This window comes from Mesorhizobium sp. BH1-1-5, assembly GCF_020165615.1.
In the GTDB taxonomy this organism is placed as follows: Bacteria; Pseudomonadota; Alphaproteobacteria; order Rhizobiales; family Rhizobiaceae; genus Mesorhizobium.
The window spans coordinates 1-22,621 of record NZ_JAIUIM010000043.1 but is presented as its reverse complement, the minus strand read 5'-3'; the positions used below and the strand labels follow the sequence as shown (position 1 = coordinate 22,621).

At 65.7% G+C, this 22,621-nt stretch carries 21 protein-coding genes; 7 read left to right on the top strand and 14 right to left on the bottom strand.

Annotation, left to right across the window (positions count from 1 at the left end):
* Nucleotides 1-130 precede the first annotated feature (130 nt).
* Nucleotides 131-1,114: a helix-turn-helix domain-containing protein gene (locus LB572_RS32895; protein ID WP_224670712.1), complete on the top strand. Its 984-nt coding sequence runs from the start codon at nt 131-133 to the stop codon at nt 1,112-1,114.
* A 15-nt stretch (nt 1,115-1,129) separates the two neighbouring features.
* Here the strand turns inward: LB572_RS32895 and LB572_RS32890 are convergent, their stop codons facing one another.
* The 11 genes from LB572_RS32890 to LB572_RS32840 all read right to left on the bottom strand — a co-directional run bounded on the left by LB572_RS32890 (nt 1,130) and on the right by LB572_RS32840 (nt 10,730).
* Nucleotides 1,130-2,089, bottom strand: coding sequence for a dihydrodipicolinate synthase family protein (locus LB572_RS32890; protein ID WP_224670711.1), 960 nt, complete (start codon nt 2,087-2,089; stop codon nt 1,130-1,132).
* A gap of 184 nt (nt 2,090-2,273) precedes the next feature.
* Nucleotides 2,274-3,248: a branched-chain amino acid ABC transporter permease gene (locus LB572_RS32885; protein WP_140805052.1), complete on the bottom strand. Its 975-nt coding sequence runs from the start codon at nt 3,246-3,248 to the stop codon at nt 2,274-2,276.
* Nucleotides 3,249-3,252: 4 nt separating this feature from the next.
* Nucleotides 3,253-4,146 carry a branched-chain amino acid ABC transporter permease gene (locus LB572_RS32880; protein WP_224670710.1) on the bottom strand — a complete coding sequence of 298 codons (894 nt, stop codon included), beginning with the start codon at nt 4,144-4,146 and terminating at the stop codon, nt 3,253-3,255.
* Nucleotides 4,147-4,149: 3 nt separating this feature from the next.
* Nucleotides 4,150-4,860, bottom strand: coding sequence for an ABC transporter ATP-binding protein (locus LB572_RS32875; RefSeq protein ID WP_412033617.1), 711 nt, complete (start codon nt 4,858-4,860; stop codon nt 4,150-4,152).
* Nucleotides 4,853-5,590, bottom strand: coding sequence for an ABC transporter ATP-binding protein (locus tag LB572_RS32870; protein WP_224670708.1), 738 nt, complete (start codon nt 5,588-5,590; stop codon nt 4,853-4,855). The genes LB572_RS32875 and LB572_RS32870 overlap by 8 nt, the downstream gene beginning before the upstream one ends.
* A gap of 147 nt (nt 5,591-5,737) precedes the next feature.
* Nucleotides 5,738-6,946 carry an amino acid ABC transporter substrate-binding protein gene (locus LB572_RS32865; RefSeq protein WP_224670707.1) on the bottom strand — a complete coding sequence of 403 codons (1,209 nt, stop codon included), beginning with the start codon at nt 6,944-6,946 and terminating at the stop codon, nt 5,738-5,740.
* Between the two features lie 73 nt (nt 6,947-7,019).
* Nucleotides 7,020-7,412: a nuclear transport factor 2 family protein gene (locus LB572_RS32860; RefSeq protein ID WP_140805061.1), complete on the bottom strand. Its 393-nt coding sequence runs from the start codon at nt 7,410-7,412 to the stop codon at nt 7,020-7,022.
* A gap of 17 nt (nt 7,413-7,429) precedes the next feature.
* Nucleotides 7,430-8,224: a MoaF C-terminal domain-containing protein gene (locus tag LB572_RS32855; protein WP_224670706.1), complete on the bottom strand. Its 795-nt coding sequence runs from the start codon at nt 8,222-8,224 to the stop codon at nt 7,430-7,432.
* A 13-nt stretch (nt 8,225-8,237) separates the two neighbouring features.
* On the bottom strand, nt 8,238-9,026 hold the full coding sequence (locus LB572_RS32850) for an SDR family NAD(P)-dependent oxidoreductase (protein WP_140805065.1): 789 nt from the start codon (nt 9,024-9,026) through the stop codon (nt 8,238-8,240).
* Nucleotides 9,027-9,209: 183 nt separating this feature from the next.
* Nucleotides 9,210-9,797 (bottom strand): YceI family protein, encoded by a 588-nt coding sequence (locus LB572_RS32845; protein ID WP_224670705.1) that lies wholly within the window; start codon nt 9,795-9,797, stop codon nt 9,210-9,212.
* Nucleotides 9,798-9,833: 36 nt separating this feature from the next.
* Nucleotides 9,834-10,730 (bottom strand): hypothetical protein, encoded by an 897-nt coding sequence (locus LB572_RS32840; RefSeq protein WP_224670704.1) that lies wholly within the window; start codon nt 10,728-10,730, stop codon nt 9,834-9,836.
* Between the two features lie 204 nt (nt 10,731-10,934).
* Here LB572_RS32840 and LB572_RS32835 point away from each other — a divergent pair, with 204 nt between their 5' ends.
* Together LB572_RS32835 and LB572_RS32830 are read left to right on the top strand one after the other, a co-directional pair.
* Nucleotides 10,935-12,437: an aldehyde dehydrogenase family protein gene (locus tag LB572_RS32835; RefSeq protein WP_224670703.1), complete on the top strand. Its 1,503-nt coding sequence runs from the start codon at nt 10,935-10,937 to the stop codon at nt 12,435-12,437.
* Between the two features lie 4 nt (nt 12,438-12,441).
* Nucleotides 12,442-14,031: a GMC family oxidoreductase gene (locus LB572_RS32830; protein WP_224670702.1), complete on the top strand. Its 1,590-nt coding sequence runs from the start codon at nt 12,442-12,444 to the stop codon at nt 14,029-14,031.
* A 2-nt stretch (nt 14,032-14,033) separates the two neighbouring features.
* Here the strand turns inward: LB572_RS32830 and LB572_RS32825 are convergent, their stop codons facing one another.
* The 3 genes from LB572_RS32825 to LB572_RS32815 form a co-directional block, all read right to left on the bottom strand.
* Entirely contained in the window at nt 14,034-15,524 is a 1,491-nt protein-coding gene (locus tag LB572_RS32825) for an aldehyde dehydrogenase (protein ID WP_224670701.1), read from the bottom strand.
* 2 nt (nt 15,525-15,526) lie between these two features.
* Entirely contained in the window at nt 15,527-16,720 is a 1,194-nt protein-coding gene (locus LB572_RS32820; RefSeq protein ID WP_140805075.1) for a cytochrome P450, read from the bottom strand.
* Nucleotides 16,721-16,792: 72 nt separating this feature from the next.
* A complete protein-coding gene (locus tag LB572_RS32815) occupies nt 16,793-18,238 on the bottom strand; it encodes an APC family permease (RefSeq protein WP_224670700.1) in 1,446 nt (481 codons plus the stop codon).
* 178 nt (nt 18,239-18,416) lie between these two features.
* Here LB572_RS32815 and LB572_RS32810 point away from each other — a divergent pair, with 178 nt between their 5' ends.
* Genes LB572_RS32810 through LB572_RS32795 form a run of 4 tightly spaced genes read left to right on the top strand, consistent with a single transcriptional unit; the run spans nt 18,417 to nt 22,512 of the window.
* Complete coding sequence (locus LB572_RS32810; protein ID WP_140805078.1) at nt 18,417-19,181, top strand: IclR family transcriptional regulator; 765 nt, start codon at nt 18,417-18,419, stop codon at nt 19,179-19,181.
* Nucleotides 19,182-19,211: 30 nt separating this feature from the next.
* Nucleotides 19,212-20,471, top strand: a complete 1,260-nt coding sequence (locus LB572_RS32805; RefSeq protein WP_224670699.1) for a Tm-1-like ATP-binding domain-containing protein — start codon at nt 19,212-19,214, stop codon at nt 20,469-20,471.
* On the top strand, nt 20,468-21,133 hold the full coding sequence (locus LB572_RS32800; RefSeq protein ID WP_140805080.1) for an HAD-IA family hydrolase: 666 nt from the start codon (nt 20,468-20,470) through the stop codon (nt 21,131-21,133). The genes LB572_RS32805 and LB572_RS32800 overlap by 4 nt, the downstream gene beginning before the upstream one ends.
* 23 nt (nt 21,134-21,156) lie before the next feature.
* Nucleotides 21,157-22,512, top strand: coding sequence for an aminotransferase class III-fold pyridoxal phosphate-dependent enzyme (locus LB572_RS32795; protein WP_224670698.1), 1,356 nt, complete (start codon nt 21,157-21,159; stop codon nt 22,510-22,512).
* Nucleotides 22,513-22,621: the final 109 nt, after the last annotated feature.

Below are 22,621 nucleotides of genomic sequence, written 5' to 3'. Positions count from 1 at the left end.
GTTTATTGCTCATCTGCGCCGTTGCGGCGAAGATGATTAGCATGTTAACTTCCTTTCCGGTTGCATCGGCCCTGCCGTTGCGTCTCAATCCCGCGAAAAGACGGGAGCCCGTGAAGACGGGAGTTTGGACATGATCCTTGCGGATCATGAACCGGAGGAGGAAACGATGTACGGCCACCATGTGAGCGTCGCCGACGGCGAAGCCTTCCTGTCCGCCTCGCGGATGCTGTTCGGCCCGATCACCCAGCGCTTCTCGCGCGGCGAGGCGCCGTCGCTGCCGAAGCTGGTCTCGGTCAATCTCGGCGCCTGCCGCCTGTCCGAGATCCGGGCCAAGTCGCACCTCGTTCTCAACGACCGCGCCTTCTGGCGCAGCTTCGATCCCGACGCGATCAAGATCCTGATGCAGCTGAAGGGCCGCAGCCGCTTCGAGCAGCAGCAGACGGCGATCGATCTCGGCCCGCGCGCGGCGATCATCTACGACCCGGTCCGCAGCTATTCGCTGCAGAACCTTTCCGACGTCGACCAGCTCATCCTGCAGGTGCCGCGCTCGACCTTCGGCGACGAGACGCTGGCGCGGCTTTCGGCGCCGCTGCCGCTGCCCGGCGAGGACGACAGCCTGACCCATATCGTGTCAGGCCTGATGCAGATGGCGATCGGCGAGGCGCATAAGCTCGACGAAGCCGGCTGCCGCCGCGTCGGCGACAGTCTGGTCCAGCTCGTCAACGGCCTTATCCAGGCCAAGCCGATGGCGCCGGAATTCCGCCGCTCGCCGCTGGAAGCGCTGCGCGAGCGCATCGTCGCCTATATCGACGCCAACCTTGCCCGCTCCAATCTCTCGGCCGAGGACATCGCCCGCCACATGGGCTGCTCCCGCCGCTATCTGCACCGCGCCTTCGAAGGCGAAGGCGCCACACTGGAGCGCTTCGTCTGGGACCGGCGGCTGGAGCGCAGCAAGGAGGAACTGCTCTCTCCCGCCCGCGCCTCGGCCTCGATCTCCGAAATCGCCTTTGCCTGCGGCTTCAATTCCAGCGCGCATTTCTCGCGGGCGTTCAAGAGCAAGTATGATGTGGCGCCCAGGGAGCTAAGGGAGCGCGTGCGGACGGTGGTGCACTGACACTCCCAGATCAACTCAGGCCGCGTATCTCGCCATCACGGGCTGCCTCGACCACTGGGCGTACCAGGTGTCGAACAGCTTGAGCTGCTGCTCGGCATAGCCGCGCTGGCTGTCGCTCAGCGCATCCGTTTCGTTGAAGTGCAGCCGGTATTCGGGATCACCCTTCAACACCATCATGTGCTTGAAATAGAGCACGAGGTCCGGACCCTCGTCGAAAGAGGAAAGCACGGCCAACGCTGCCTCCAGTTCCTGCGCCAGCCGGCGCGCTTCGGCATCGCCTTCCGCGGCTGCCTGGCTGAGGCCCACCAGATGCAGCACCTCCTTGGGCAGGACATTGCCGATGCCGGTGATGGCGCCGGACGCTCCGCAATTGACGAAGCCGTGGAAGACGGCGGTGTCGACGCCGATCATCAGCGCAACCTCGTCGTCGCGGCTGGTGATGTTTTCAGCCGCGTAGCGCAGATCCGCGGGGCCGCCGAACTCCTTGAAGCCGACGAGGTTCGGATGCTCGGCGCGCAACGCGAAGAAGAGGTCGGCGCGCGTGGCAAAGCCGTAATAGGGGCTGTTGTAGATGACGGCCGGCAAGTCGGGGGCAGCGGCAAGGATCGCCTTGAAGTGGTGACGCTGCGCCGCCACCGACGGGCCGCGCGACAGAACGCGCGGGATGACCATCAGGCCGCGGGCGCCGACCTTTTGCGCGTGAGCGGCGTGGGCCACGGCGCTGGCGGTGTTGACCGCGCCCGTGCCGACGATCACCGGAACGCCGGCCTTCACCAGGCGCTCGACGCCTTCCATGCGCTGCGCGTCGGTCAAGAGCGGCCAGTCGCCCATGGAGCCGCAATAGACGACGGCCGACATGCCGGCAGCGATCAGCTCGCGGCCCTTGCGCACCAGCGCGTCGAAGTCGGGAAGGCGGTCATCGGTGCAGGGCGTCATCAGCGCCGGCATGCAGCCGGAAAAAACATTGGCGGTCATTGTCGGAGTCTCCTTGAGGCGTCACGCGGATGACCAGTTTGTCCCGAGCGGCACCGCTTGCCAAGCGGATAGTCGCTTTTCCTGCTGAAGCGCCTCAAACCACCATGACGATCTTGCCGAACTGTTCGCTCGCCCCAGAAAACGGTGCGCCTCGGCGGGCGGCGTGATGGCAGAAGTTGATGAGCTAGGTTGCCGGCTTCAGTCGCCGCATCGCGCCAAGCCGCATCATGCCCTTCGGCAGGAACAGCATCGCCAGGATAATCGTCAGACCCGAAATCACCGGGTGGTAGTCCGGCACGACGATGCGGGCGAGATCGAAGACGGCGTACATCACCAGCGCGCCGAGGATCGGCCCCAGGATCGTGCCGGTGCCGCCGACCACCGTCATCATCAGCGGCAGGAGCATCCAGTCGAGGTCGAACACCGAGTCCGGCCCGACATGGAAGATGTAGAAGGTGTAGAGGCTGCCGGCGACACCGGCGATGAAGGCGCTGCCGGCGAAGGCGGCGACCTTGACCTTGAGCGTGTCGATGCCGTTGGCGGAGGCCGCCATCTCGTCGTCGCGCACGGCGATCAGCGCCAGGCCGTAGCGCGAGCGCATCAGCGCGCGGATGGCCAGAGCGGTGGCGACCATCAGGCCGAGGCCGACCCAGTAGTGGGGGCGCAGCGTGTCGAAGCTGCTCGCAGGGGCGACGATGCCGAAGGCGCCGCCGGTGAAGTCGCCGCCATTGACGAAGAGCACCTTGACGATCTCGCCGAAGCCGAGCGTGCCGAGCGCGAAATAGTCGCCATGCAGTTTCGACAGGAGCGGCAGGCCGATGATGACCGCCGCGAGCGCCGCGACAACGCCACCCAAAAGCATCGTCACCGGATCGAAATAGTAGATGTTTGGGTGGCTGTCATAGAGCGAGCCCCAGAGATAGTTGCCGCTCCACAGGATGGCGGTGGTGTAGGCGCCGATCCCGAAGAAGGCGTGGCTGCCGAGGCTTATCTGACCGCCATAGCCGGCGACCAGGTTCCAGCTCTGCGCCATGATGGCATAGAGGAAGACGAAGAACAGGAAGGAGAAATAATAGGCGTCGACGGCGCCGGGCAGAAACGGCAGCAGCGCGAGCGCCGCGACGACGACGGTTGCGATCCATTGCAAGGCTCGGCTCATCGCATCACGCCTTCTTGTAGGGCCGGCTGAACAGGCCTTCCGGCTTGAACATCAGCACCAGGAGGAAGACGCCGTAGGCAATCGCATTCGTCCACCCGCCCGAGATGAAGAACTGCACATAGGCCTCGATCAGGCCGAGCAGGATGCCGCCGGCCAGAGCGCCGGTGACGTTGCCGATGCCGCCCAGCGCCAGCGCCACCAGCGCCTTCAGGCTGAAGATGAAGCCGGCGAAGGGGTTGAACGGAAAGGTCGTCGCCACCGCGACACCGGCCGCGCCCGCCAGCGAAATGCCGATGGCGAATGCTATGGCGTTGACGCGGTGCGGGCTGATGCCCATCAGCATTGCTGAGTCCATGTCCTCGGAAGCGGCGCGCACGGCCTTGCCGACAATCGTCTTGCGCAGGAAGAGCACCACCAGGCCGGTACCGGCGAGCGCGATCAGGAAGCCCATCGAGCGGGTGAAGGAGGTGCGCACGCCGAGCAGCTCTATTCCGGTCGCCGTATAGGACGTCACCACGCCGGCGGTGTTGCCACCCCAGATCACCGTCATCAGGTTCTGGACCAGGAACATCAAGCCGACGGCGATGAGCAGCGAGACGTTGCGGTCTGCTTCAGCGGCGGCCCTGCGGAACAGGCCCTGGTAGATCAGCCAGCCGACGACGAGCCCGACCGGCACGACGATCAGCAGCGACAGGAACGGGTCGATGCCGAGGCCGTAGAAGAGCGCCCGCACGAAATAGGCGGCGAGGATGATCATCGCGCCCTGGGCGAGGAAGATCAGCCGCATGGTGCCGAAGATCAGGCTCAAGCCCACGGCGGCGACGCCATACATGGCGCCGCCAAGCGCGCCGTTGAGCGAAAGCTGGAAGAGGATCTCGGGTGGCGGGAGATTGAACATTTCCTACTCCAACACGCCCATATAGGCCTTCTGGATTTCGGGGTCGGCGATGAGGTCGGCGCCGGTGCCTTGCATGGCGAGCGAGCCGGTCTGCAGCACGAAGGCGTAGTCGGCCACTTTGAGCGCCTGGTGGATGTTCTGCTCGACCAAAAGGATGGTGACGCCCTGGCCGTGCAAGGTCTGGATGAGCGCAAACATCTGCTGCACGACGAGCGGGCTGAGGCCCAGCGACGGCTCATCGAGGATGAGCAGCGACGGCTCCGACATGGTGGCCCGCGCGATCGCCAGCATCTGCTGCTCGCCGCCGGAGAGCGAGCCGGCCTTCTGCTGCGCGCGTTCCTTCAGGCGCGGGAAGAGCGTGTAGGCTTTCTCCAGCAGCTCCTTGGTGCGCGGACGAGCCTTGGACTGGAACGCGCCGAGCTCGAGATTCTCCAGCACCGTCATCTGGCGGAACAGGCCGCGCCCTTCCGGCACATGGGCAATGCCCATGCTGGCGATCGCTTCAGGCGCCTTGCCTATGATCGACTGGCCCGACAGGCGGATATCGCCCGCCTTCGGCTTGAGCAGGCCTGAAACGGTCCTAAGCAGCGTCGTCTTGCCGGCGCCGTTGGCGCCGACGAGCGCGACGATCGTGCCGGGATCGACATGGAGCGAGACGCCCCACAGCGCGCCGACATCGCCATAGGCGACTTCGAGATCGCTTATTTCAAGCAGCCGGTTCGCCAAGATAGGCCTCGATGACTTTGCGGTTTTGCGTGATTTCGCGCGGTGTGCCGTCGGCGATCTTCTCGCCATGGTCGAGCACGATCACGCGGCTGCACACTTTCATGATGGCGTCGACCTTGTGCTCGACCCACAGCATCGAGATGCCGCGGTCGGCACGCACGCGGCGGATGACGTCGACCATGCGCTGGATCTCGGTCGGGTTGAGGCCGGCCATCGGCTCGTCGAGGAACAGCAATGCCGGATCGGAGGCGACGGCGCGCGCGATCTCCAGCATGCGACGGTCGGAGAGCGTCATATGCGCGGTGCGCATGTCACGCCTGGCATTCAAGCCAACCAGTTCCAGCGCCGCGTTCGCCGCCTCGGTCGCATGCTTGACCCGGCCCCCTGCCCCGTAGACGGCGCCGACCATGACATTCTCGAAAGCGGTCATGGTGAGGAAGGTGCGCACCAGCTGGAAGGTGCGGGCGATGCCCAACCTTGAGATGCGGTGCGGCGCGATGCCGGTGATGTCCTTGCCGCGGAAGGACACGCGCCCCTCGGTCGGCGCATAAATGGCGGTGATGACGTTGAAGAGCGTCGACTTGCCGGCGCCGTTGGGGCCGATCAGCCCGATGAGCTCGTTGGCACGAACCGCGATATCGATGTTGTTGAGGACGACAAGCCCGCCGAAGCGTTTCTTGACCGCCTCGAGGCGCAGCAAGGTTTCGTCCGCCTGCATCGTGTTTTTCGTTTCCTTCCAGCGGGAGCACAAAGGATTAGGCGCTCAAACCGACTCATTGCCAAGCGATCCAAACGGGCAGGCGGGAAGCGAACGGGCGCCTGGCTTCGCGATCATGCGCCCGCCGCTTCCACCGCATCTGTTCGTTCAGCGCTTGTCCCAGGCCGGGGCCGGCTTGTAGGTCCAGTTGCCGTCCGGGTAGATGAGCTGATGCTTGCCCTGCCACCATTGCGTGGCGACGCTGGGGATCAGCGCGAAGCCGGTCTCGTCGAACTTCAGGTCGCCGACCACGGTGTCCTTGAACTCCTGGCCGAAGATCGCGTCGTGGATGGCGGTGGCATCGGTGCTGCCGGCCTTCTCGATCGCCTGCGCGAGCACCTGCGCGTTGGCGTAGAAGGCGCCGACGGTGACGGAGTCCTTCTTGAACTCGGCCTCGTAGCGGTCGCCGAGCTCCTTGGCGCCCCTGTAAGGGTAGCTCGCCGACCAGAAGCCGTCGGTCAGGATGTAGTCGGAGTCCGGTCCGAGCGCTTCGTGGAATTCGCCGGTCCAGGTGCCCTTCCAGCCATGCAAATAAGGCACGGAGAAGCCGAGCTCCTTCATCTGCCGCAGCAGCGTGATGGTGTCGGCGGGCGAGCCGAAGACCAGCATGGCGTCGACGTCCGCCGCCTTGAGCTTGGTGATCAAAGCCGAATAGTCCGTGGCGCGGATCGCCCAGGGATCGTCCACGGCGAAGCTGTAGCCGTATTTCTTGGCTGCCGCCTCGAAGGCGCCGCCGAACCCCTTGCCGTCGGGCGAGTCTTCCGAGACCAGCGCCGGATGCTTCGGCTTCTCGCCGGCCGGCAGCTTGTCCCAGATCTGGAACGGCACCTCGGCACCGGGTCCGGGATGGAAGAAGAACAGCGCCGAATATTTCAGCTTCAACGGCTGCCACTCGAACGGGAAGGCCGTGGTGATCATGTAGAACTTCTTGTATTTCTCCGCGACGATGGCGCCGGCGATGTTCATCGGCCCGGAATGGGTCGACAGCAGCGCGTCGACCTTCTGCACCTTGATCAGGTTTTCGAGCGCGGACGCGACCTTGCCCTCGGAGCTTTCATCGTCGGCGACGACAAGCCTGACAGGCAGCTTCTTGCCGGCCGATTTCACCATGATGCCGCCTGATTTGTTGATGTCGGCGACGGCCTGTTCATAGGCCCATTTCTGCTCCTTGCCGTCGCCGGCGAGCGGACCGGTCAGCGAGATCGGCGCGCCGATAACGATTTCGTCGCCCGCGGCATTGGCGACGAGCGTGCCGCCGAGACCAAGCGCCGAGGACAGCAACAGGCCGGCCAGCATTCCCTTCAGACTGATTTCCATTTCCATCCTCCCAGGTTTTCATCGGACCAACCCTCCCAAGGCGAGCCCGCATTTCACTCACGCCGATGCCTCCTCAGCCCATCGCGGCCGCGACCAGCCTGGTGTCGGTGAACTGCTCGAAACTCACGGCCTTGCCATCGCGCATCTCCCAGACATGGACGACGCGCGCCGTCATCGGCTTGCCGGTCTTCCTGTAGGTGCCCGAATAGGTGCCAATGCCGACGATGGTCGAGCCACCGTCGACCAGTTTCTCCAGCGCGAAAGTATAGCCGTCCCAGTCCTCGCCGATGCGCTTGAAGACACCGGCGATGACCGCATCGGGACCGACATAGGTGCCGGCATAGGGAAAGCCGGCCATCTCGGTCCAGGCGGTGCTTTCGGTGATCGGCGCCATCATCGCCGCCAGATCCTTGGCGTCGGAGCCGGCATAGTGGGCCTTGATGGCGTCGTAATTGCTGTTGCCCATGATGCTGATCCCAACGCTCAGACCGGTTCCTGGCCGTGGTCGTACACGGCCCTGGATTTCTTCTCGATGAAGGCGCCGGCGGGCTTGTTCTCGACCTTGCCCTGGCTGGTCACGCCGAGGAATTTGCCGGTCGAGCGCATCGTGTCCCAGTTGTAGAAGAACAGTGAGGCGACCGGGATGATGAACTCGCGGAAGCCGAAGACATAAAGGTTCTCGGCGAACTTCCACGTGGTGGCGAGATCGACGTCGCCATGGCCGCGCTGGACGCCGACGAGATTCTGCCAGGCATAGCGCTGCGAGCTCAAGTAAATATGTTCGTAAACGTGGTTGGGGCTGTAGGTGTAGTGCGCGGTCAGGCCGATCAGGTCGCGCGTCGGCGCCGGCTCGCGGCCGGTCGGCGGCACGGCGGGATCGCCCAGCACGCCGGCGGAATAGGTCTGCGCCACGCGCGGCTCGCCGGGCGCTTCACCGGGCTCGCGCACCCGCTCGCGCACCGACAGCACGCGCCGCGTCCTGGTGTCGACGATGAAGGCTTCGTCCTCGGCCGGCCTCGCGGCAAAGGTCATGTTGATGAAGAAGATGCCAGGCGCGACTTCCAGCGCCTCGTACCAGTCGGCGCCGGCCTCTGCGCCTTCGCTCCAGGCCACGGTGTCGGCGGCGGTGAAGGCCAAATCGATGGTGCGGCCGGTCTTCAGCGTGATCTTGAACGTCTGGCCGCGCAATGCGTCGGTCGTCGGCAGCCGGTTGGTGGCGATGCCGGCGGCGAAGTCGTCGAAATGCTTCCAGTCGGCGGGTCTGTTCTGGTCGTTCATCGCCATCTCCAAATCAATCGACAAAAGCAAGTGTGGGCAAGTCGACGACGGTCGCGCCGCCATCGACGGTCAGGATCGAACCGTTCATCATCGCCGCCTCGCTCGAAGCGACGAAGCAGATGACGTTGGATACTTCCTCCGGGGTCGCCGGCCGGCCGAGCGGCACGTCCTTGGTGACAAGCCTGTAGGCTTCCTCGATGGAGCCAAGCCCATGCTTGTCGACGACCACCTGCATCTGCTCGTCGGCCATGGCCGTCGCCACCCAGCCGGGGCAGATGATGTTGGTGCGCACGCCCTGGCGGCCATAGTCGCGCGCCAGCGATTTGCCGAAGCCGACGCAGGCATGCTTCATGGTGACGTAGCCCGCCGCCGCCGGCCCGGCGAACAGGCCGGCGATCGATGCGATGACGACGATGTTGCCCTTCTGCGCGATCAGATCCGGCAGGCATTCGCGGGCGCAGACAAAAGCGGTGTCGAGATTGGTGCGCGTCGCCAGCGCCCAGGTCTCGTCGCTCATTGTCACAGTCGGGCCGACGCCATGGCCACCGGCATTGGCGACGAGGATATCGACCGGGCCGATCTTCTCGTGGACCTCGGCAAGGGCGGCGCGCACCGCCTTGGCATCGGCGGCGTCGCCCTGCACGACCAGCCCGCCAATGTCCCTGGTCACGGCCTCGAGCGGCTCGCGCCGCCGGCCCATCAGCACGACCTTGGCGCCGTCGGCGGCCATGCGCCGGGCGACAGCCGCGCCGATGCCGGTGCCGCCGCCGGTGATGAAGGCCGTCTTGCCGGAAAATCTCATCCTGCCGTCCTTGCGGGCGCGAGGCCCAAATGCTGCCGATCGTTGATTTGGAGTGTGCGACGGCTGCCCTTTTTCGTCTTGTCCGAGCGGGAACTTTGTTTTGACTGAGAGCGCACTCCTGCGTTCTTCTGGGATGCCGCGCGACCTTTGCCGCGCGGCATCATGCGTTTGGCTAGCGGCGGCCTATTTCTTGATCGCCTCGAGATCGATGACGATCTCGACCTCAGGCCCTAGGCCGAACCCGTCGGCGGCCTTGGCCATCGGGAAGTCCGCGGTGCTGACCTTGCCGGTGGCGCTGAAAGCCGCCTTGGTCAACGTCGCGTCCCATGGCGCCGGCGCTTCGTTGAGCAGCTTCACGTCGAGCGTCACTTCCTTGCTGACGCCGCTGATGGTGAGATTGCCGGTGACCTTGCCGGTCTTGTCGTCGACCTTCTCGACCTTGGTGCTTTCGAAGCTGATCGTCGGGAACTCGGCGGCGTTGAAGAAGTCGGGCCCTTTCAGATCGCTGTCGCGCTGGTCGAAGGCGGTATGGATCGAACCGACATCGAGCTCGGCCTTGACGCTGCTTTTGCTGACATCGGCCTTGTCCAACGCGATCGTGCCCTTGACGCCGTCGAACTGGCCATGGGCGATGCCGTAGATGCCGTGCTTGACGGTGAAGGTGACCCAGGCGTGCTGGCCGTCGATCTCGTAATTGTCGGCATGAGCCGCCACGGCCAGCATGGATGCGCCGGCGAAAGCGAGCGCCGCAATCAGTTTTCTCGTCCTCACATGTTTCTCCCTGTTGTTGGTTGCTTTGGACCCGGCTCAGGAAAAGCCGAGGGCGGCCCCATGCGGCGCCCAGACGATCGCCGTCATGATGGCCAGAATCGCCGGAGCGGCGATCAGGATGCCGGCAACGAGCGGCCGCAGGGGCCGCGTGCCGGGAAGCAGGCCTTGCATCGGGCCGCGCATAAGCACGGCAACGACCGGCGGCAGGGATGACAGGATGAGCGCCGCGGGATTGGCCTTGGGCGCGAGCAGCGCCACCTGGATCAGCACCGTGGCCGAGGCGTAGAGCAGCAGGAATTCGACGCCCTTGCTCCACGAAGCGGCCGCGCCGCCGCGCAATACCGCGAGATACTGCACGAGGCACCAGCCGCCGATCAGCGCGGCGATCGAGCCTAGCAATTGCCCGGTGACGATCGATGCGCCGAGCACCGAGACGATGGCGCCGGAGAACGACAAAGCGAGCACCGCCGCCGGTGCCAGGAACGGCTCTTCCGCCGAGGGCGACGGCGAAGGCTGCCGTCCGATGAGCAGCGCGGCGCCGATCAGCGCCAATAGGCCGACAGCCAGCGCGGCAATCATCTGCAGGTCAAGCGAGCCGCCGGCCAGCCGCCGCCAACCGAGCCACAGGAAGGCAGCCGCAAAAGCGATGGCGGCGACAAAACTCGTTGCACGGCCGAGCACCCGCCCAGGCGGCAGGCCGATGACGATACCGGCGAAGGCGAGATAGATCAGCTTCTGACTGGCCGCGACCGGCGGCACGGCCGGTGGCCCGAGCGTGTCCCAGTAGAAGAACAGCAGCAGCGCCGCCCAGAATAGCGTGACCACCGGCGATGCGGCCGGCACGGCAAAGCGCGCAGCGAGCGCCAGCGTGATGCCGAGCAGCAGCGGTAGCGCAGCCGTGGTGACCATCGGATTGCCGAGAACCGCGCTCAAATCGTCTTCACCTTCCAGGACCACGGAGACGTGCCGGCGTGGCCGATCTCATCCCGCGATCTTGATTGGCCTCGAGCGAGGCGTCTTGTCCGAGCGGGAACTTTGTTTTGACTGAGAGCGCACTCGCGGCCGCGCCGGCTTGAACGTCGCCGGCGCGCTCCATAACCCTCGGCAAAAATGTTCATCAGCATCGAGGAGGATGGCGTGAACGAGAGAACCGTGCCGCCGATCAGCGCGGCTGCCGCCGCATTCCTGTCGCGGCCGCATCGGCCCTTCATCAATGGACGTTTCGTCGATGGTCTCGCCGGCGAAGGGCTGGCTGTCGATGATTCCGCTTCCGGCGAGGTCGTCGCCTATGTGCCGGAGAGCGGCCCCGAACTCGTCGACCAGGCGGTGCGTGCGGCGCGCGCGGCGCTCGAGGGGCCATGGGCCTCGATGCGGCCTGTCGACCGCCAGAACCTGATGCTGAAGCTTGCCGACGCTATCGAGGCCGATGCCGGCCTTCTGGCCGAGGTCGAGAGCATCGAGAACGGCAAGTCGCTGGGTGTCGCGCGCATGCTGAGCGCCGGCGGCACCGTCGACTGGCTGCGCTATTATGCCGGCTGGGCGACCAAGATCGAAGGTTCGACCTTCCAGGTTTCCATTCCGGTGCCGCCAGGCGCCAAGCACCACGCGATGACGGTGATGGAGCCGGTCGGCGTCGTGGGCGCCATCGTGCCGTGGAATTTTCCGTTGCTGATCGGCATGTGGAAGATCGCGCCGGCGCTGGCCTGCGGCTGCACGATCGTGCTGAAGCCGCCGCAGGAAACGCCGCTCGGCCTGCTCAGGCTTGCCGAGCTGATCGAGGCTGCCGGCTTCCCGCCCGGCGTCGTCAACATCGTCACCGGCAGCGGCAGCGTGACCGGCGAGGCGCTGATCCGGCATCCCGGCATCGACAAGCTGACCTTCACCGGCTCGACGGAAGTGGGAAAGCGCATCGGCCACGCCGCCGTCGACCGCGTGGCCCGCTTTACCCTGGAGCTCGGCTCCAAATCGCCGATGATCCTGCTTGCCGACATGGAGGACGGCATCGAGCCGCTGCTCGCCGGGCTCGGCATGTTCTTCAACCAGGGCCAGGTCTGCACCTCGGCGGCGCGGCTTCTGATCGAGAAGCCGATCTATGACCGCACACTGGCGCGTCTCGCCGAGATCGCCGACGGCATGACGATGGGCGCCGGCCGCGATGCGGACGCGCAGATCAATCCGCTGGTCTCGGCCAAGCACCGCAACAGCGTGCAAGGCTTCGTCGAGCGCAGTCTGGCAGCCGGGGTCGAACGGGTGAGCGGCGCGCGGCCGGTGCCGGCGAAAGGTCACTATGTGGCGCCGACCATCCTGCATCATGTGAAGGCGGATATGGAGATCGTGCGCGAGGAGGTGTTCGGCCCCGTCGTGGCGGCGATGCCGGTCGCCGATCTTGACGAGGCGATCCGCGTCGCCAACGACACGCGCTATGGCCTTTCGGCCTCGATCTGGACCCGCGACATGGGCAAGGCGATGACGGCGATCCACGGCCTCAAGGCTGGCACGGTGTGGGTCAACTCGCACAACACGCTCGACCCGGCGGCACCCTTCGGCGGCTTCAAGCAGTCCGGCATCGGTCGCGAACACGGCCGCGCGGCAATCGAGGGCTACCTCGAAACCAAGACCGCCATCATGCGCTACGCCTGACCAGATGACGGAGGCTTACGACTACATCATCGCCGGCGCCGGCTCGGCCGGCTGCACGCTGGCGAGCCGTCTGGTCGCAGCGGGCAAGCGCGTGCTCGTCGTCGAGGCGGGGCCGGCCGACAACACGCGCTTCGTCGACATGCCCGCCACCTTCGCCAAGGTGATCGGCACGGCGCGCAGTTGGATCTACCAGTCGGAGCCGGAGCCAAGCGTCGGCGGCCGCTCGCTGCCGATCCCGCAGGGGCGCACGCTCGGCGGCGGCTCCTCGATCAACGCCATGCTCTATATCCGTGGCCAGCCGGAGGACTATGACGGCTGGCGCGATCTCGGCTGCCCGGGCTGGGGCTGGGACGATGTGCTGCCGGTCTACAAACGGCTGGAGCGCAATGAACGCCTCGCCGGCGAGCGGCACGGCAGCGACGGTCCGCTGCCGGTCTCCGATCCGCGCTACCGGCACCCACTGTCGCTCGCCTATGTGCGCGCCGCCCAGCAGGCTGGATACCGCTTCAATGACGACTTCAACGGCGAACGGCAGGAGGGCGTCGGCTTCTACCAGACCACGACGGCAAACGGCGAAAGGCAGTCGGCCGCCAAGGTGTTTTTGCGGCCACTCGCCGGCAACGCCAATCTCAAGATCGTCACCGATGCGCTGGTGACGGCACTGACGCTTGAGAACGGTGCCGCGACCGGACTGTCCTACACGACGCCGGACGGACAGAACCATACAGCCTCGGCCAGGGTGGAAGTGATCCTTGCCGCTGGCGCGCTCGCCACGCCAAAGCTGATGATGCTGTCCGGTCTCGGCCCGGCCGCGCATCTGGCGGAGATGGGGATTCCCGTCATCCGCGACATGCCTGGGGTCGGCCAGGACCTGCAGGACCATGTCGCAGCGCCGCTCTACGCGCTGACCCGCAGGCCCGTCTCGCTGCTCGGCGAGGATCGCGGCCTCAAGGCGCTGCGGCACGGCCTCGAATATCTTTTGTTCCGGCGCGGCCTGCTCGCCTCCAACGTGGTCGAGAGCGGCGGCTTCTTCGACACCGACGGCGACGGCCGGCCCGACATACAGTTCCATGTGCTGCCGGTGATGATTGAGAACGCCGAGCACGGCTCGGTCGAACGCCACGGCATGGAGTTGAACCCGTGCGTGCTGCGGCCCAAGTCGCGCGGTTCGGTGCGGCTGCGCTCGCCAAAGCCAGGCGATCCGATCCGCTTCACCACTGGCTTCCTGTCGCATGCCGACGACCTTGCCCTGCTGCTCGCCGGCATGAAGGTCGCGCGCGCGATCCTGCGCCAGCCGGCGCTGCGCGAAGTCGTCGCCGAAGAGCTTGCGCCCGGCAAAGCCGATGATCTCGGCGACGAGGCGATAACCGACCACATCATCCGCCACGCCAAGACCGTCTATCATCCCTGCGGCACCTGCCGGATGGGAACGGGCGATCGGGCGGTGGTCGACCCGCAGCTTCGCGTGCGCGGCGTGCCGCGCCTGCGCATCGCCGATGCCTCGATCATGCCGCGCCTAACCAGCGGCAACACCAACGCGCCGGCGATCATGATCGGCGACCGCTGCGCCGATTTCATCCTGGGGACCCGTTGAGGTCAGCCGAGACTGATCCACGCCGTTTTGAGGTCGGTGTATTTCTCGATCGCGTGAAGCGACTTGTCGCGACCGAAGCCGGATTGCTTGAAGCCGCCGAGCGGCACGGTGATGTCGGCGCCGCCATAGGTGTTGACGTGGACGACGCCGGCATTGATGGCGCGGACCATGCGGTGCGCGGTCGACAGGTTCGAGGTCCACACGGCCGAGGCAAGGCCATAGACGGTGGCGTTGGCGAGCCGTATCGCCTCTTCCTCGGTTTCGAAGCGCATGACGCCGAGCACCGGGCCGAACACTTCCTCGCGGGTAAGCTGCATTTTCTCGGTCACGTTCTCGAAGATCGTCGGCGCCATGTAGCTGCCGCCGGTTTCGGTGAGGATGCGCTCGCCACCGGTGACGAGGCGGGCGCCCTCCTCCGTAGCCTTGGCGACGAAGCCGAGATTCTTGGTCAGTTGCTCGGCGCTCGACACAGCGCCGACATCGGAGCCGAGATCGAGCGGATCGCCGACCTTCAGCTTCGTGGTTGCCTTGACGAGTTCCTCCATGAAGCGGTCATAGACCGAGGCCTGGACCAGCAGCCGCGAGCCGGCGACGCAGACCTGTCCGGAATTGCGGAAGATGCCGTTGGCCGAGACCACCGCCGCCTGTTTCAAATCAGGCGCGTCGGCGAAGACGATGTTGGGCGACTTGCCGCCGAGCTCGAGGAAGACGCGCTTCAAATTGGAGCGTGCGGAATATTCGAGCAGGCGGCGGCCGACCGGGCCGGAGCCAGTGAATGCGATGGCGTCGACATCCATGTGCAGGCCGAGCGCCTCGCCGGCGACCGTACCCCGCCCGGTGACGACATTGAAGACGCCTTCCGGCAGTCCGGCCTCGGTGGCGAGTTCCGCCAGCCGCAGCAATGTCAACGAGGCGATCTCCGGCGGCTTGACGACGATCGCGTTGCCGGCGGCCAAGGCCGGCGCGATCTTCCAGGCGCCGATCATCAGCGGGAAATTCCACGGCACGATGACGCCGACGACGCCGAGCGGCTCCTTGTGGATCAGGCCCAGCACATTGTCGGCCGTCGGCGCGATCTCGCCATAGACCTTGTCGATCGCCTCGGCGTAGTAACGGATGGTGCCGGCCGCGGAGAGCGGCTCGGCCTTGTAGGCCATGCCGATTTCGGTGCCGTTGTCGCGCACGCCGAGCACGGCCAGTTCCAGCGCATACTTTTCGACCAGCTCGGCGAATTTCGCCAGCACCTTCTTGCGAAAGGCGGGGGCGGCGCGCGACCAGGAGCCTTTGGCGAACGCCTTGCGCGCCGAGGCGACGGCGCGGTCGACATCGGCGGCGCCGCCATCGGCGATGCTGGCGAAGGGACGGCCGTCGATCGGCGAGATCACCTGCAGGCTGACGCCGCTCTGCGCGTCCACCGGGCTTCCATCGATGAACAGACGCCGCGCGCCGACCTCCGCTTTGCGCAGCGTGTCGATGGTGTCCTGGTTGATCATTATCAGTTTGCTCCAAATTCTACATGAAGTGTCGCCGGCGCGCGGAACTCCCAGCCGCGGAACACCGGCTGCTTGCCCGGCACTAGGCGCAGGTCGGGAAAACGCTCCAGCAGCAATCTCACCGCAAGGCACATCTGCTCGCGCGCGAAGAAGCGGCCAGAACAGAAATGATGGCCGAAGCCGAAGGCGGCGTGGTTGCCCTCGTCGCGATGGATGTCGAAGCTGTCGGGATCGGTGAAGCGGCTTTCGTCGCGGCTGGCCGAGGAGACCAGCGCGGCGACCGGCGCGCCGGCCGGGATGGTCGCGCCGCCAATCTCCACGGCGCGGGTCGTTTCGCGCGTCTGCGTGCCGATCGGCGCCACCCAGCGCAGGCCCTCGTCGACCGCCTTGGGCACGAAAGTTTCCGGATCGTCGAGCACCTGGCGCAGTTGTCGCGGGTTCGTCAGCAGGCCAACGAGGATGGAGCCGGCGCCGTGTCCCGGTTCCTGCATGCCGCCAAGCAGGATGACCTTGATGGTCGGCATCAGGAAATCGACCGCGCGGGTTTTGCCCTCGGGCATGCCGTCATGCAGCATGTGCGATAGCGCCGAGTCATCCGGCTCGCGGGTCAGCCGTTCAAGCGTCGGCAGGACGGCGGCACCGACCTCGGCGCCGATCGTGTCGGCGATCTCCTGGCGCTTCGGATCTTTTTCGAAGTTGATGGCGCCCTGGGCGAGCCCATAGAACCAGCGGCGCAAGGTCGGCATGTCGATGTCCATCAGGCCAAGCGAGCGCGCCAGGCTCAGCGTCGACACCGGCTCGAAATAGTCGGCCATCAGTTCGGCGGAACCGCGTTTGGCGATCTCATCGAGATAAGGTTCGGCAATCGAGCGCACGAGATCGCCGGCATAGGCGGCGACGGTGCGCGGCCGGTATTTCGGGTCGACGCCCTGGCGCAGGTTCTTGTGGACCTCGCCGTCGGTGGTGAGGATGGTCGGCTTGCCGAAGGAACGCTCGACCGGAGAGACGCCTGCCCTGACGATGGCGGAGAAGATTTCTGGCGACTTCGCCACCAGCTCGACGTCCTTCCAGCGGGTGACGAACCACAGGTTGACCGCCGGCACGAAAGCGACCGGAGCGCTGCGCCTGAGCTCGGCGTAGATCGGATAAGGATCGGCTTCCAGCGCCTCGACCGTGATATCATCGGCAAAGCTCATGCCGCTGCTCCCGCTACGTTAAAGTAGGGCGGCGCGGACGCCGCCCTGCCTTGTCCGTCAATCGCCTATCCCTCAATCGCCGAGCGGCTGGCCGAGCCTTTCGAAGGCAGTCGGATCCCGGCCCCTCAATGCGCCCGCCAGCAGCAGGCCGATCACGGCGGCGATCAGCACCAGCGCCGGCAGGAACACGCCGAGGAAACCGCCGGCTCCCGACAGGCTGCCGAAATTGATGACGATCAGGTAGATGATGACGACGAAGGCGATGAAGGTCAGCGCTGGCAGGATCGTCGTCTTCAGCCCGTTCTCCTGGTTGGACGGATTGGCGCGGAAGTACATCACGACCGCAAGCGAGGCCACCGCCATCATGACGATGACGCCGAGCGTGGCGACGTTGGTGAGCCACGAGAACAGCGCCAGCACCGGATCGAGGCCAAGTACCGCGAACAGCCCGACGACGATTGCCGCGAGCACGGTCTGGATGACCGAGGCGACATGCGGGCTCTGATGCGCCGAATGCGTCACGCCGATCGACTGCGGTAGAAGTTTCTCGCGGCCGGCGACGTAGATGTAGCGGGCGACCGCGTTGTGGAAGGCGAGCACGCCAGCGAACAGGCTCGACACGAAGAGGATGCTCATGGCGTGCGTGAGCAGTGTTCCGGCATAGCGGTCGGAGAGACCGAACAGGAAGGTGGTCGGATCCTGCAAGGCCTGCAGCGACGGCAAGAGCTTTTCGACGCCGGCGCCAACCGCCATCAGCCAGGCGGTGATCATGTAGAACAGGCCGATCAGGATGACGGAGAAATAGGTGGCGCGCGGGATGGTCACCTTCGGGTCGCGCGCCTCCTCGGCATAGATGGTCGTCGCCTCGAAGCCGATGAAGGCGGCGAAGCAGAACAGGATGGCGATGGCCGGCGCGCCGCTGGTGATCTGGCTCCAGCTGAAGGGCGCCGCCGACAGGCCGCTGTCGCCGCCGGTCTTGAGGATGGTGAGGTCGAGGATCAGCACGACGACATATTCGGCAAGCACCAGCACCGTCAGGATCTTGGCCGACAGGTCGACCTGGCGGTAGCCGAGCACGGCGACGATGGCGATGGCGATGAAGCTCCACACCCACCAGGGCAGGTTGATGCCCCAGCCAGCGAACAGGCCGGAAGTGGCCGCTCCCAACAGGCCCATGACGCCGATCTGCATGGCGTTGTAGGACAGGATCGCGATCAGCGCGACGGCGCCGCCGGCAAGGCCGCCCAGCCCACGCGCGGCGTAAGCATAGAAGGCGCCGGCATTGCCGATGTGGCGCGACATGGCGACATAGCCAACCGCGAACAGCAGCAGCAGCAGCGTCACGATCAGATAGGTGCCGGCAAAGCCGGCGCCGTTGCCCATCAGCATGCCGAGCGGTGTGCCGCCGGCAACGGCCGTAAGGGGTGCTGCGGCCGAGATCACCATGAAGGTGATGGCGCCGACGCCAAGGCTGTTCTTCCTTAGCCGGTTCGCTGAGCCGGCTTCAATGGTCGTCATTTTTCCCTCCATTCCGCTTAGCGGAAACCAAGTGTCCCTGAGATGCCGAGGACCTTCTGGCGGGTCCGATGTTCATTTCACTATTTGCAACGGCATTTCGATATTAGACTTGCAAAGGAATCGACTTGCTGTCAAGTTAATTCGCACGTTAAGTATCTGGAGGAGGAACAGAGACGCGATGAGCACCGTGGCCAAAGCCATTTCGCTGCTGGAGCTGTTGGGCAGCGGCGCGCCCGAGGCGGCGCTTGCCGATATCGCCAAGGCCGCCGGTTTCGACAAGGCGACGACGCGCCGGTTGCTGGTTTCGCTCATCGCGCAAGGGCTGGTCGAGCAGGACGAGGCGACACGCTTCTACCGGCTCGGCGCCGGCCTGACGCGGCTGGCGCTGATGCGCGAGGCGCAGTTCCCCTTTCTGCGCATGGCGGTGCCGGTGGTCGATGCGCTGGCCGCCGAGACCGGCGAGACGGTGCATCTGTCGGAATATTCCAGGCGCGGCCTGATCACCGTTCATGTGGTCGAATCGCCTAAAGCCAACAGGGTCAGCGTGCCGCCCGGCGAAGTGCTGCCGATGCATGCGACGGCGTCCGGCATCGCCTTCCTGGCTTTCACGGAGGAGCGCATCCGCGAAGCCATCCTCGCCGGACCGATGCCGGCCTTCACGCCCTTCACCATCGGCGATGCAAACACTTTGGCCGAACAAGTCGCCGCCGCCCGCGCGCGCGGGCATTCCATCGGCTCGCAGGGTTTCGAGGAAGGCGTGATGAGCGTCGCCGCGCCGGTTCTCGGCACCGATGGTTACGCCATCGGCGCCATCGCGGTGGCGGCGCCAAGAGTGCGCACCCAAAAGGCCGATATCGAGCGGCTCGGCATCGGCGTGACCGCCGCGGGCCGCGAGATCGGTGAACGGCTGTTCGGCCGGCTGCCCGGCCAGAAGCGGGCATGACAACCAACAAGAGACTGCAGGGAGATTGACGTGGAGGAGAAACGCCGAATCCTGGTTATCGGCACCGGCGACACTAAGGCCGACGAGCTTCTGTTCATGCGCGAGCGCATCGAGGCCGTCGGCGGCGTTGCCGTGATGATGGACGTCAGCGTGCTTGGCGATCCGCCCTACAGGCCGGAGCACGACCGGCATGCCGTGGCCAAGGCCGCCGACACGACGATCGATGCGATCATCGCCAGCGGTGACGAGAACACGGCGATGACCTTGATGGCGCTCGGCGCCTCGCGGCTCGCGCGCTCGCTCCATGACAAGGGCGAGATCGAGGGTTTCATCGCACTGGGCGGCTCGATGGGCACCGACCTTGCGCTCGACGTCGCGCTTGCATTGCCGCTCGGCGTGCCCAAATTCGTCGTCTCGACGATTGCCTATTCGCATCTCGTGCCGCCGGAGCGCATCGCCACCGACCTGATGATGATCCTGTGGGCCGGCGGCCTCTACGGGCTCAACAGCGCCTGCAAGGCAGTGCTGTCGCAGGCCAGCGGCGCTGTCGTCGGCGCCGCGCGGGCTGTCGTCAAACCCGACATGTCGCGGCCGAAGGTCGGCATGAGCTCTCTGGGCAAGAGCTGCCTGCAATATATGGTGACGCTGAAGCCGGAGCTGGAAAAGCGCGGCTATGAGGTCATCGTCTTCCACACCACCGGCATGGGCGGACGCGCGTTGGAGGCGATCGCGGCGCAGAAGGGTTTCGTCGCGGTGCTCGACTTCAGCCTGCAGGAGCTCGCCAACCAGCTCACCGGCTCGGTGGTGAATTCGGGCACCGACCGGCTGGAGAATGCCGGGCGGCAGGGCATTCCGCAGATCGTCGCGCCCGGCGCCATCGACATGGTGGACTTCCCGACCTGGCAGGCGGTGCCGTCGCGCTTCGCCGAGCGGCCGTACCACGCGCATAACCGGCTGCTTGCCTCGGTGACTTCCGACGGCGCAACGCGCCAGGAGATCGCGCGCGCCATCGGCGACAAGCTCGCCGCAGCGACCGGTCCGACGGCCTTCATCCTGCCCGCCGGCGGCATCCAGCAATGGGACCAGGAAGGCGAGCCGCTCTACGAACCTGAGGCGCTGTCGGCTTTTGTCGAAGAGATGCGAACGCGCGTGCCGGAGAATGCCGAGCTGCATGAGATCTCCGGCCACATCAACGACGTCGCCTTCAGCGCCAAGGCGCTGGAGATCTTCGACCGCTGGGTGGCCGAAGGCATCGTGCCGCCCGGCGTGACCGGCAGGCAGGCGGCATGAGCGAAGTGAAGCCGCAGGCGCTGGTGCTCGATTTCGGCGGCGTGGTCACGCGCACGCTGTTCGAGACGCATGCGCTGACCGAGCAGGCGCTTGGGCTCAAGCCGGGCACGCTCGACTGGCGCGGGCCCTTCGATCCGGCTTCCGATGCGCTGTGGCGCTCGATGCAGGCCGACGAGATCAGCGAACGCGACTATTGGAGAACGCGCACACACGAGGTCGGCCGACTGGTGGGCGAGGACTGGCAGGATATGTCGACCTTCGTGCAGCGGGCGCGCGGCGCCGATCCGCAGGCGGTAGTGCGGCCCGAGGCCGAGCGTGCGATCCGCATCGCGCATCAAGCCGGCGTGCGGCTCGCCATCCTCTCCAACGAGCTCGACCTGTTCTATGGCGCCGATTTTCGACAACGCCTGCCGCTGCTTTCGCTTTTCGAGACGATCGTCGATGCGACTTACACAAAAATCCTCAAGCCCGATGCCCGCGCCTATGCGATGGTCGGTGAGGCGATGCAGCTGCCGCTTTCGGCCTGCGTCTTCGTCGACGACCAGAAGCGCAATGTCGACGGGGCGGTCGCCGCCGGCATGCTCACCGTTCATTTCGACGTCGCAGAGCCGGCGCGAAGCTATGCCGAGGCGCTCAGTCCTTTCGGGCTGACGCTCTCCTGATTGGAAAAACGGAGACCCTCCCGATGCGTGACATCAACTTCCTCACCGAAAACAACGCTAAGCCGATCTGGCATCCGATGGCGCATCCGGCCGAAATGCGGGCAAGCCCGCCGAAGATCATCATGAAAGGCGAAGGCGTTTCGGTAACCGATGCCGAGGGCCGCACGGTGCTCGACGCCGTCGGTGGCCTCTGGAATGTCAACCTCGGCTACAGCTGCGATCCGATCAAGAAGGCGATGACGGCACAGCTCGACGCCCTGCCCTATTATTCCGGTTTTCGCGGCACCTCGACCGGACCGTCGATCGAGCTCGCTTACGAGCTCACCGAATGGTTCGCGCCCGAGGGCATGGTGCGCGCCTTCTTCACCTCGGGCGGCTCGGATTCGGTCGAGACGGCGCTGCGAGTTGCCAGGCAGTATTGGAAGATCCGCGGCCAGGCCGACCGCACGAAATTCCTGGCGCTGAAGAAGGGCTATCACGGCACGCATTTCGGCGGCGCCTCGGTCAACGGCAACGCCAATTTCCGCCGCAACTACGAGCCGCTTTTGCCCGGCGTCTTCCATGCGCCGGCGCCCATGGCCTATCGCAACCCGTTCGACGAGACCGACCCGGCGAAGCTGGCGAAGCTTTGCGCGCGGGCGATCGAGGAAGAGATCGCTTTCCAGGGAGCCGACACCATCGCCGCCTTCATCATGGAGCCGGTGCTCGGCGCCGGCGGCGTCATCGTCCCGCATGAGAGCTTCATGCCGATGGTGCGGGCGATCTGCGACCGCCACGACATCCTCTTGATTGCCGACGAGGTGGTGACCGGCTTCGGCCGCACCGGCGCCTGGTCGGGCTCGCGGCTCTCCAGCACGAAACCGGATTTCATGACCATCGCCAAGGCGATCACATCGGGTTATTTCCCGCTCGGCGCGACGATGATCGGCGGCAAGGTCGCCGATGTCTTCGAGGCCGACAAGACGAGCTTCGGCGCGATCGGCCATGGCTATACCTATTCCGGCCATCCGGTCGGCTGCGCGGCCGGTCTGGCGGCGCTCGCCGAAACCAAGCGGCTGGCCGTCAACGAGAATGCGGCGGCGCGCGGCGTCGAGCTCGGCAAGGCGCTGGAGGCGCTTAAGGCCAAGCACCAGCTGGTCGGCGACGTCCGCTACCAGGGCTTGATGGCGGCGCTCGAGCTGGTTTCGGACCGCGCCGCCAAGAAGCCTGTCGACAAGAAGACGATGGCCGCCGTCGCGGACGGCGCTTACGAGGCAGGCGTCATGCTGCGCGTCTCCGGCAACAACATCATCCTGTCGCCGCCGCTGATCATCACCGCCGCCGATGTGGTGAAGATCGCCGAGGGGCTGGATGCGGGGTTGGCCGCTGCCGCGGCCTAGGGAATAGGGATTGGGCAGTAGGCAATAGGAAGTGGAGTGCACCCCAAAACTGAGACAAGGATATAAGGGACAGTCCTGAGAGAGGGACTGATGCCTCAAAGACGGAAAT

What these genes read in the sequence shown, in the direction of transcription:
- LB572_RS32860 (WP_140805061.1), bottom strand. Translation starts at nt 7,412, where the DNA reads ATGGGCAACAGCAATTACGACGCCATCAAGGCCCACTATGCCGGCTCC.
- LB572_RS32870 (WP_224670708.1), bottom strand. Translation starts at nt 5,590, where the DNA reads ATGCAGGCGGACGAAACCTTGCTGCGCCTCGAGGCGGTCAAGAAACGC.
- LB572_RS32825 (WP_224670701.1), bottom strand. Translation starts at nt 15,524, where the DNA reads ATGATCAACCAGGACACCATCGACACGCTGCGCAAAGCGGAGGTCGGC.
- LB572_RS32850 (WP_140805065.1), bottom strand. Translation starts at nt 9,026, where the DNA reads ATGAGATTTTCCGGCAAGACGGCCTTCATCACCGGCGGCGGCACCGGC.
- LB572_RS32820 (WP_140805075.1), bottom strand. Translation starts at nt 16,720, where the DNA reads ATGAGCTTTGCCGATGATATCACGGTCGAGGCGCTGGAAGCCGATCCT.
- LB572_RS32810 (WP_140805078.1), top strand. Translation starts at nt 18,417, where the DNA reads ATGAGCACCGTGGCCAAAGCCATTTCGCTGCTGGAGCTGTTGGGCAGC.
- LB572_RS32890 (WP_224670711.1), bottom strand. Translation starts at nt 2,089, where the DNA reads ATGACCGCCAATGTTTTTTCCGGCTGCATGCCGGCGCTGATGACGCCC.
- LB572_RS32815 (WP_224670700.1), bottom strand. Translation starts at nt 18,238, where the DNA reads ATGACGACCATTGAAGCCGGCTCAGCGAACCGGCTAAGGAAGAACAGC.
- LB572_RS32830 (WP_224670702.1), top strand. Translation starts at nt 12,442, where the DNA reads ATGACGGAGGCTTACGACTACATCATCGCCGGCGCCGGCTCGGCCGGC.
- LB572_RS32885 (WP_140805052.1), bottom strand. Translation starts at nt 3,248, where the DNA reads ATGAGCCGAGCCTTGCAATGGATCGCAACCGTCGTCGTCGCGGCGCTC.
- LB572_RS32800 (WP_140805080.1), top strand. Translation starts at nt 20,468, where the DNA reads ATGAGCGAAGTGAAGCCGCAGGCGCTGGTGCTCGATTTCGGCGGCGTG.
- LB572_RS32795 (WP_224670698.1), top strand. Translation starts at nt 21,157, where the DNA reads ATGCGTGACATCAACTTCCTCACCGAAAACAACGCTAAGCCGATCTGG.
- LB572_RS32865 (WP_224670707.1), bottom strand. Translation starts at nt 6,946, where the DNA reads ATGGAAATCAGTCTGAAGGGAATGCTGGCCGGCCTGTTGCTGTCCTCG.
- LB572_RS32880 (WP_224670710.1), bottom strand. Translation starts at nt 4,146, where the DNA reads ATGTTCAATCTCCCGCCACCCGAGATCCTCTTCCAGCTTTCGCTCAAC.
- LB572_RS32895 (WP_224670712.1), top strand. Translation starts at nt 131, where the DNA reads ATGATCCTTGCGGATCATGAACCGGAGGAGGAAACGATGTACGGCCAC.
- LB572_RS32855 (WP_224670706.1), bottom strand. Translation starts at nt 8,224, where the DNA reads ATGAACGACCAGAACAGACCCGCCGACTGGAAGCATTTCGACGACTTC.